The sequence below is a fragment of the Bacteroidota bacterium genome (genome assembly GCA_013696965.1).
Lineage (GTDB): Bacteria > Bacteroidota > Bacteroidia > JACCXN01 > JACCXN01 > JACCXN01.
In genome coordinates this window covers 1-9,471 of the sequence record JACCXN010000090.1, presented here as the reverse complement: position 1 = coordinate 9,471, position 9,471 = coordinate 1, and the positions used below count along the sequence as shown (strand labels likewise).

Genomic DNA, 9,471 nt, shown 5'->3' with positions numbered 1-9,471 from the left:
TTGGCGGAAGGCTTTTATTTTGTAATTGTTCCATAATAGCGGTCATTCATTATTTTAATATATTCTTCTATTGTATTTAATCCAACTTCCTTCCTTTTCAAGTTAACATTTTCTGGGTCGAGAAGTGGTTTTGGTTCATAAGAAGTTTTACTGTCATTTAATTGCATTTGTGTTCCAAAAATTTGCAGTTGTCCCGTATTAACTTTTACTCTGTCTATTAAATAGGCAAAGTCAATCAAAGAAGCGTTTCCGTTGTCAGCAGCAAGTTTCATTGATCTTAATACTTCTAATTGAAATTCAGGATTTTTGTCAGCGTGCTGAACAAGAAGCCAAAAGTTCTTAGAGCTATTCTTGCCGACTTTGTCATATCCTAAAAAGCCATACTCTTCAAATAGTCTTTTTATTTCAATTAAATTCAAACTGTCAGTCAAGCGAAGATTGAGGCTGACAATTTCTTTACTAATTGTGTCTATTTCATTATTGTTTATATGTCGAATTAGTCCCCGCCATTTTTGGTCTTCAAAAGCCAACGAGTCAATTGTTTTAGAAAGGGTAGTGTCAATCTGTCCAAAGGCAAAAAGACTTTGAATTATAAGCAATATTGTAGTTGTTAGCACCTTTCTCATAAGCTTTCCGCCAGCACCTATATTAAATAATGTTACGTATTTATCTTTTGCTTCAATTTCTCCTGCAAATTCATTTCCGAGTATTTTGTTTGTAGGCTTTAATAAACCACTAAAAAACCTGTTTATAAAATATTCGGCACTCCTGAATGCACAATCAGTATGGTTTACAGTAGTTGCCCGAACTTTTATTAGTACCTCATTATCTTTTGGTATTGGTTTGTTAACCTCCATTAGTTCTGCAAGCTCTGGTGGTCCATATTTTGAATAAACTAATGCACGCATTTTTTATTTATAAGGTATTTTAATCTTCGGTTTTCAATACTTTCTAGCTTCTATAGCCTGTTTTAGCTTTATTTTGCTTTAGAAGGGTCATGTTAGGTAAGTTAAAAACAAACAAAGTAAATCAAATTCGGGAAATCCATCTTAAAATTTACAAACACTTCTTTTTAAAATAAAACAATCATTTGGAATTCAGTTTAATTGTTTATAGTTTTGTGAACTATTAAACAATTAAACTAAAATGATTGATAAGAAAATTTTCGAATTGCATGCTGATGTTTGCAAAGCACTAGGAAACCCATTACGAATAGAAGTTATAGATATACTTCAGGACAAGGAGTTTTGTTTTTCCGACATTTTAGAAATTACCGGAGGGCTCAAATCCAACCTTTCACAGCACCTTTCATTAATGACAAAAAAAGGAATCCTTAAGGTAAGGAAGGATGGACAATGCAACTATTATTCACTTTCATCAAAAAAAGTAGCAAAAGCCTGCAACCTTATGCGTGAGGTACTAATAGAGAATCTTAAAAAAAACCAAAAGGTTTTGGAGAAACTTTAAAAACTTGAAAGAAAAATAGGATTCATTGGGAAGTTTGAAAAACCTAATTCTACAAACATTAAAAACAATAATAGTTTTGAAATGGAAAATATAAAACTTGGACTCAAAGAAAATTGGCAGCAGTTTACCCTGTTAGTAATTGTAAACGCATTTGTTGGTGGAATGATTGGAATGGAAAGAACTATTTTCCCGGAATTTGCCAGCAAAGAATTTGGCATGTCTTCAACCACAGCAATTCTTTCTTTCATTACTGCATTCGGTTTTACAAAAGCACTTACAAATTATTTTACAGGAAGATTAGCAAATACATTTGGCAGGAAAAATTTATTGTTATTGGGATGGCTCTTAGCAATTCCAATTCCTTTTATCCTAATCCAGGCTACACATTGGAACTGGGTAATTTGTGCAAACATACTTTTGGGGATCAGTCAGGGATTGACCTGGAGCAGTACCGTTGTAATGAAAATTGATTTAGTGGGTGAAAAAGAACGTGGACTTGCCATGGGCTTAAACGAATTTGCAGGATATTTTGCAGTGGGAGTTGTTGCCTTTTTATCAGGATATATTGCCAATAAATATGGCATTACACCTTATCCTTTTTATATTGGTGTTTTCATTTCACTAATTGGTTTTCTCCTAACTTTATTTTTTGTCAAAGACACAAAGGAATTTGTAAATAAAGAGCATGCAACAAACAGTACCCTAAAACTCAAGAATGTTTTTATTGAAACAACTTTCAAAAACAAAACATTGAGTTCCGTTACTCAGGCTGGCTTGATAAACAACTTAAATGATGGTATGATTTGGGGCTTGCTTCCAATAGTTCTTTTATCTCTTCATTATAATTCTGAAAATATAGGAATTATTGCAGCAATTTATCCTGCCGTTTGGGGCATTGGCCAATTGTTTACAGGAAAAATGTCTGATGTTTATTCCAAAAAAGCAATGCTTTTTTGGGGAATGTTGTTACAGGGATTAGCAATTTTATTTATTCCAATAAGCACAAGCTTTATTCAGCTTGCAAGCATTTCAGTTGTACTTGGCCTGGGAACAGCTCTTGTTTATCCTACATTTTTATCAACCATTGCACAGGCAATAAGTCCGGAGCAACGAGCAGAAAGCATTGGTACATTTAGACTCTGGAGGGATTTAGGTTATGTTTTCGGAGCAATTATTTCGGGGCTTACTGCCGATTTGTTTGGCGTTGATCATGCTATTATTTTAATTGGTACTTTAACAATTGGTTCTTCTTTAGTAATAAAATTTAGAATGCCGGAAACAATCAATTTCCCTAAAGAATGCATTGAAGCAGAAGAATTAAAACATGCAATTTTGAACCATAAAAAAATTCAAATTATAGATGTAAGGTCTAAAGAAGAATTTAAACAACAAAATATTCCTAATGCTATAAACATTGCATTAACAGAGTTAAAAGCCCACATAAACAGCCTTGATAAACAATATGAATTCGTTACAGTTTGTGGAAATGGTGGTGGGCGCTCATCTGAAGCATCAAAACTTTTATTGGAACTTGGTTTCAATGCAAAATGGCTTTGTGGAGGTACATTGGGTTGGTTAAAAATACAAGAAGATCAATCAGTTCAGAGATATGGGCTTTTCAATCCTTTAAATAAGTGAGAAAAAAAGCAAATCAAAGCCATTAGCCCATTTACCTTGGCAAACCCCAAATAAAATTGCTAACAGGCTTCTGCTTTCATAAAAAGAAAATAGATTTACTGGGTTATTATAGATTTTTCTTCCTCAACATCCTTCTTTGATTTGCGATAGAGAAAGGCATTGAAAATGTTTCTCTTGCAAAACCGATATTGATTGTCAGCATTTAATAGTTTTGAAAATACATTGGAAGAAACACCAAAATACTCATAAGTACTCCCGTCCCTAAATGAAATTTCAAGCAACTGCCCTTTGTGTTTTAATCCTGATATACCCGAATCATTAGTGGTAGAGAGGTACTTTTCCATGTTAGCCTCCTTTGTTTCGGGTGCGATGCTAATTAAAAAATGATAGCCATCAATTATCTTTATGCTTTTTATTTCCGCCTCAGCCTTCTCATTTTCATCCTGAAATTTATCAGGATGCACTTCTTTAATCAAATTTCTATAGGTTGTTTTTAATTGTTTCAGATCTATTTCTGAATCAATATTAAACAGTTTCTTATATTCATTAATGCGTTTCATTGCCTTTTTTGGATTTTTTTACAAAGTTACTAATTAAGTACCGTTTAACTCACACCTTTTTCAGCAGGAAAATTTTTACATAAAAAAGAAGAAAGAAAATAACAAAACCTAAACTCACCAATGCTGACAATATTTTTCGAATGTTTTTTTTTTCATTTATTAACCTTTTAAAAAGGTCAAAACATCCAAAAATCAAACTGGTTTCTCTCGCCTTAATTACTTAAAAAGAGGGCAACATATTTCTCAGTTTGTAGAAATAATTCCAAGAGTAATAAGAATATTTTTTTAATAGGAACAAGACTGCTAGAAAATCAAACAATAGGGGAGTAGATAGCATCAAAAGCATAAGGGAATGTGAAATAGGAATATAAAGTAAGCTTTTGCTTCCTGTGCCTTATTATTGGTACAATTTTCAACAATTACTTTGAAAATCAAAAATAAAAAAAATGAAAAAAATAAACAATCTGAAGGAGTTATTCATTTTGCAATTGAACGATCTTTATTATACCAAACAAAAGCAATTAGAAAATCTGGCTAATCTTGAAAATTTAGTCTCTTCAAAAGATTTGAAAAAACAAATTAATAAACATTTACACGAATCAAACCAACAAGTAGATCATCTTAATGAAGTATTCCGGAAGGTAAATGAAATGCCTGTAGAAGGCAAATGCATAGCAATGGACGCATTGCTTGAGGAAGAAAACAGGCTTCTTGAAAGATGCGAGGGGCCAGAAATTTTGGATGCCGCAGTAATTAAATCGCTTCAGGCAATTAATCATTACGAAATAGCAACTTTTGGAACTGCCTGCACATATGCAAAGGAAATGGGACAGATAGATATTGCAGAAATTCTGCATGTAGCCTTAGAAGAAGAGAAAAAAATGGATCAACAACTTACTTTTATTGCCAAGGAAGGTATTAATGAAAAAGCAATGCACCAGCAGCCTAAAAAACTAATAAAAGAGCATGAAACCAGAGAACAAAAAAAATAAGAACTATTCCTAACCTAATATCAATATACTCCCAATTGTTTTATTAGTATGTAAAATGTTGTTTTTTTTGGTTAACCACAATTCATGCAATACTGCAATTTTGAATCAAAGGTTAAATTTTATTATTTGACCTTTGATTCTTTTGGTTTTTTCATTTGGTCAGCAAAAATCAAATAGATTTTCTAATTGAAAAAATGAAATTTGTGGCATTACAAAAAAGAAGAGCCAAAGAGAGAGAGCTCCACTTGCAAATTATGCTTTTATTGCCCATCGTAACTTTGCTGAACGTGCCCGCGAATTAGTATGGCATTCTTCTGCTGATGGCCTTATTGGGTCTGGAGCAATTTCACTGTAAACACCCTGACGAAAAAAGTGTTGGAATGATTTTTTAACTCGCCTGTCTTCCCCTGAATGAAACGAAAGAATTGCAACACGGCCTAAAGGAGCAAGTGCAAAAGGAAGCTTTTCCAGGAATTTTTCCAATACCCCGAATTCATTATTCACCTCTATTCGTAAGGCTTGAAAACAGCGTTGGCATGATTTCTTGATTATATCCTTGCGCATTTCATCCCTTGGAAGAAATTCCAAGGCTTCTTCAATAATTTGCTGTAACTGAGTTGTTGTTTCTATAGAAATTCCTTTTTCTATTCTTGAAAAAATAGCTTTAGAAATGGGTTCAGCGTATGGTTCATCTGAATTTTCGATCAATAGTGCTTCCAATTTATTTTGTGAAAGAGTTTTTAAAAGCGCTGATGCAGGTTTGCCGTTTTTCGGATTAAGTCTTAAATCCAGGGGGCCTTCCATTTTAAAGGAAAATCCACGTTCAGGATTATCCAATTGCATAGAGGAAACACCAAGATCAGCCAAAACAAAATTCAGCGCTCCGGATTCGTATACAATTTGATCAATTCCGGAAAAATTCATTTTCCGAATTACAAGTACGTCATCTCCAAAACCCAAATTTGCCAAACGATCCTTTGTTCGGGGCAATTCCAAAGAATCCACATCAATAGCAAACAAACAGCCCCCAGGTGCCAAACGTTTTAGCATCTCTAAACTGTGGCCACCATAACCTAATGTAGCATCAAGGCCAATTTGTCCTGGAACTATAGCTAAAAATTCCATTATTTCGTCTACACAAATTGAACGGTGCATACCTGCTGGAGTTCTTCCTTTCTGTATAACCTTGGCAACATCCTCTGAGTAGGACTCTGGTTGGAGTTCTTTGTATTTTTCTTTGAAATTTTTCGGGTGTGTTCCTTTGTATCGCTCCCTGCGAGCATGTTCTGGCTTTTTATCGTCCATTTGCTTACTTTGTTACTTGTTACTGTTCGCTGTGTATTTAGTTTTTTTGCAATACTATAAAACTTTCCCCTAACTATTTTGGTATAGAAACAACAAACAATTTGCCCCAGACTACCTTTCTTTTAGGAAGGAAAGGTAAGCAAAACAACAGACTTTTCAATGGATCAGCTTTGATCCAAAGGGTAATACTCTTTAGATATACATTTTTTTTAGATTGCATTGATGGGAATGTTAAATAATTTTCATTGTTTTTTTTCGTAATTCTGGAATCACTTCAGTTGTAAACCAAGGATTTATTTTAACCCAATTCTGGTTTCGGGGGGATGGATGTGGCAAAGGAAAATATTCCGGAAGAAATTCTTTATAATTTTTCACAGTTTGTTTAAGATTTCCTTTATAGTTTCATTTTAAATAATAACCCTGAGCATAATGACCAATCAAAAGGATAAAGGGGTTTAGTTCTTAGATTAGTTAAAATTTGAGAATGCCACAAAAGAGCACAGTCACTTCGTGGAGCAAGATTAGTGCATGGCTATTTCATAACTCAATTTTCCATTTGAAATTCTTGCCGCTGATGTAAATGGATGTTCATCTTCTTTATCAAGAGCCATAATATGCATTACTTTCCAGCCCTTAACTTTTAAATAGTCAGAAACTAATGCTCTATGGCAGCGCCACCAAACAGCTTCTGAACACATATATGCAGTATTTGTTTTTAATGCAATTTTTTCGAGTTCTTTAATTTCTTCTTCAAAAGAATTTGTTTGCATATAATCAGCATATCCTCTGAAAGCAGCATTACGCCAAGCAGTGTTAATTGAATCTGGAGCTGGTTTCCTGCGTCCACCAAGATTCTTAAAATGAATATAACCAATAGTGTTTTCAGGTAAGCTAATTTCAAGTGATTTTTTATTAAAATGAGGATACCTTGATGAACCTGGATAACTTCTTATATCTGCAACCAATTCAATATTAATTGATTTTAACAATGAAAGAAACTCCTCCATACTCCGTGTAGAATGACCTATAGTCCATATAGTCTTTTGTCTGATTTTATCCATTTTTTATTTGTTTTTTATTTATTTATTTATTCATTCATTCATTCATTCATTCATTCATTCATTCATTCATTCATTCATTCATTCATTCATTCATTCATTCATTCATTCATTCAATCCTTACCTATCAAATATACGAAATTGAAAAAATTAAATATTACCCTTGTACAGAAAATGAAAATTTAGAAAGTCCAAATTATTCTCCTCTTTAATCAAAAAAACGCACAGGATATTTTCCTGTGCGTTTTTTTTGCTGAAATTAAATAGCAAAAATTTATTTCGAATATTTATCGTGACCTTCTAATTTTACAAGCTTATTGTAAACACCTAACAATAAAAAAGAAGGTGCCCACTGGCCAACGAACAGGCTAATATTCTTATTACCTACTACTTGCATAGTAAGGGACAGTGCAATTGAACCAATAGCAGCCCATAAAAAAACATCAGAAGGTAGTTTTGACGTTTGTTCCTCAATGGTTTTTGCTAATTTTCCTTCTTTATGCCTTGCTGTTGCAGTTTTTAACATGGTTTCCATAATGTGAAATTTTAATTATTGTTATTCACCCTTAAAAATTCATGCCCAAGCATTTAATTTCCTTTTACTGGTTAATAATAATTTGGCTTATGCAATTTATTCCAATATGAATTTAAATTTTCCAAATAATAGAGCATTTTTAACTGGACAAAATAATAGCACATTCACTTGGAATTCTATTTTTTTTCAACTGTTTTTATAAGTGGATATTGCCAACAATCCCATCAGATAGTGTTGCTTTGTTTTCAAGCTTTAATATGGTTTCAACATTTCCTATTGGAAGGTTTTAGAATGCGTCATTGGTTGGATCGAAAACTGTGAGTTATTGTTTTTATAAATGTTTTTATTTCTTCCAGTATTTCACACATTTTCAAACGCACCATTGCTGCATCTCTGGTTGCAACTTTTCTCATCCATAACATTCCCGAAGCTCTGTCATTAACTGTTACAATGGCGCTGATTATTTTTGCAATAGAAGATTTTGATTCTCTTGCTTGTAACAATAGCTCGATTGTATTAGGGTTTTAAAATTCATGTTAATACCTTTGCTCTTGTGAAAGATGCGAATTATCGGGGTAAAAAAACTACTTTCCAAAGAAACAGAGAGGGGAATTTTATAATTTTCCTCCTGTTTTATATTTATTTTACCTCGCAATCTAAAAGTTGCATTTGTTAATTGAATCTAATAAAGATAAAAAGATGCATGAATTAAAAAACAATACCATCAATGAAACGGAAACTGTGATCTTAATTCATGGAGGCACAGGAAGAATCTATAAAGAATTAATATCTCCTGAGAAGGAACAACAATATAAAGAAGTATTAACGCATGCTTTAAACAAAGGCTTTAAAATTATAAATTCTGGAGGTAAAAGTATTGAAGCCGTTGAAGCAAGCATCCGGATATTGGAAGATTTTCCCTTATTTAATGCCGGTAAAGGCGCTGTTTATGCCAATAATGAAATGGTTGAGCTGGATGCAGCAATAATGGATGGAAAAACACTTAATGCCGGTTCGGTAGCGGGAACACGAACAGTAAAAAATCCAATTTCAGCCGCACGCAAAGTAATGGAAAATTCACCTCATGTAATGCTTGTTGGGCGCGGAGCTGATGAATTCGCCAGACTGAATTCACTTGAAATTGTCGACCAGTCTTATTTTAAATTTGAGGATCGATGGATTCAAATACAAAAATTAAAAGCTGAAAGCGATAAGAATAACGATATATTTCCTAAAGTTCCTGATACAAAATTCGGCACTGTTGGCGCTGTATCCATTGATAATTATGGTAGCCTTGCTGCTGGAACATCAACAGGTGGTATGCTGAATAAAAAATTCGGAAGAGTTGGTGATTCCCCTATAATAGGTGCCGGTACTTATGCAAATAACGTATGTGCAGTATCGTGCACAGGACATGGAGAGTACTTTATACGTCATGCAGTTGCTCATGATATTTGCGCGATGATGGAGTATAAATCGATATCAGTAAAGAAAGCAGCACAAGAAATGATAGCAGGGAAACTTACAAAATCGGGTGGTGTTGGCGGACTTATTGCGATGGATGCAAATGGCAACATTGCTGTTGATTACAATACAGAAGGGATGTTCTATGGTTTTATAAAAAAAGATGGAACCATCACGGTAAATGTTTGCAATATGATAATTGAGTAGGGTAATATTACTACTCGTAGAACAGATGCAATTCATGAATAAGCACCTTGCATCTTCTTTTGCCTCCGGAATTTTGCAGAAAGACTGTTAAATTATTCCCAAAACATGCGTGAAGTCTGGGATCAAGCGGAAAAGTTGGGGGCTGCAAATTTCTAAGCATAAATATTTGCTAATCTGAACAAGAAAAAACTTACATTTCTAACTCCTCTAAAAGCAGACCTAAAAGCTTTTATTTTTGCATTGAA

Annotated in this window: 10 protein-coding genes; 4 read left to right on the top strand and 6 right to left on the bottom strand. The window is 33.5% G+C overall.

Going from position 1 to position 9,471, the window contains the following annotated elements; genetic code table 11:
* Positions 1-14 precede the first annotated feature (14 nt).
* Positions 15-908 carry an alcohol dehydrogenase catalytic domain-containing protein gene (locus tag H0V01_12875; protein ID MBA2584268.1) on the bottom strand — a complete coding sequence of 298 codons (894 nt, stop codon included), beginning with the start codon at positions 906-908 and terminating at the stop codon, positions 15-17.
* A 238-nt stretch (positions 909-1,146) separates the two neighbouring features.
* On the opposite strand from H0V01_12875, the gene H0V01_12870 reads away from it, so the two are divergent.
* Positions 1,147-1,467, top strand: coding sequence for a winged helix-turn-helix transcriptional regulator (locus H0V01_12870; GenBank protein MBA2584267.1), 321 nt, complete (start codon positions 1,147-1,149; stop codon positions 1,465-1,467).
* An 81-nt stretch (positions 1,468-1,548) separates the two neighbouring features.
* Positions 1,549-3,105 carry an MFS transporter gene (locus tag H0V01_12865; protein ID MBA2584266.1) on the top strand — a complete coding sequence of 519 codons (1,557 nt, stop codon included), beginning with the start codon at positions 1,549-1,551 and terminating at the stop codon, positions 3,103-3,105.
* Positions 3,106-3,200: 95 nt separating this feature from the next.
* On the opposite strand, the gene H0V01_12860 is transcribed toward H0V01_12865, so the two are convergent.
* Positions 3,201-3,665 (bottom strand): KTSC domain-containing protein, encoded by a 465-nt coding sequence (locus tag H0V01_12860; GenBank protein MBA2584265.1) that lies wholly within the window; start codon positions 3,663-3,665, stop codon positions 3,201-3,203.
* Positions 3,666-4,111: 446 nt separating this feature from the next.
* Here H0V01_12860 and H0V01_12855 point away from each other — a divergent pair, with 446 nt between their 5' ends.
* A complete protein-coding gene (locus H0V01_12855) occupies positions 4,112-4,657 on the top strand; it encodes a DUF892 family protein (GenBank protein MBA2584264.1) in 546 nt (181 codons plus the stop codon).
* 252 nt (positions 4,658-4,909) lie between these two features.
* Here H0V01_12855 and rsmH read toward each other — a convergent pair whose 3' ends face one another.
* The 4 genes from rsmH to H0V01_12835 form a co-directional block, all read right to left on the bottom strand.
* A complete protein-coding gene (gene rsmH / locus H0V01_12850; protein ID MBA2584263.1) occupies positions 4,910-5,962 on the bottom strand; it encodes a 16S rRNA (cytosine(1402)-N(4))-methyltransferase RsmH in 1,053 nt (350 codons plus the stop codon).
* A 521-nt stretch (positions 5,963-6,483) separates the two neighbouring features.
* The gene (locus H0V01_12845; protein MBA2584262.1) at positions 6,484-7,023 is read right to left on the bottom strand and encodes a DUF488 domain-containing protein; all 540 of its coding nucleotides are present in this window, start codon (positions 7,021-7,023) and stop codon (positions 6,484-6,486) included.
* A 271-nt stretch (positions 7,024-7,294) separates the two neighbouring features.
* A complete protein-coding gene (locus H0V01_12840) occupies positions 7,295-7,546 on the bottom strand; it encodes a hypothetical protein (GenBank protein MBA2584261.1) in 252 nt (83 codons plus the stop codon).
* Between the two features lie 305 nt (positions 7,547-7,851).
* A complete protein-coding gene (locus H0V01_12835; GenBank protein MBA2584260.1) occupies positions 7,852-8,058 on the bottom strand; it encodes a hypothetical protein in 207 nt (68 codons plus the stop codon).
* Between the two features lie 196 nt (positions 8,059-8,254).
* On the opposite strand from H0V01_12835, the gene H0V01_12830 reads away from it, so the two are divergent.
* Entirely contained in the window at positions 8,255-9,226 is a 972-nt protein-coding gene (locus H0V01_12830) for an isoaspartyl peptidase/L-asparaginase (GenBank protein MBA2584259.1), read from the top strand.
* Positions 9,227-9,471: the final 245 nt, after the last annotated feature.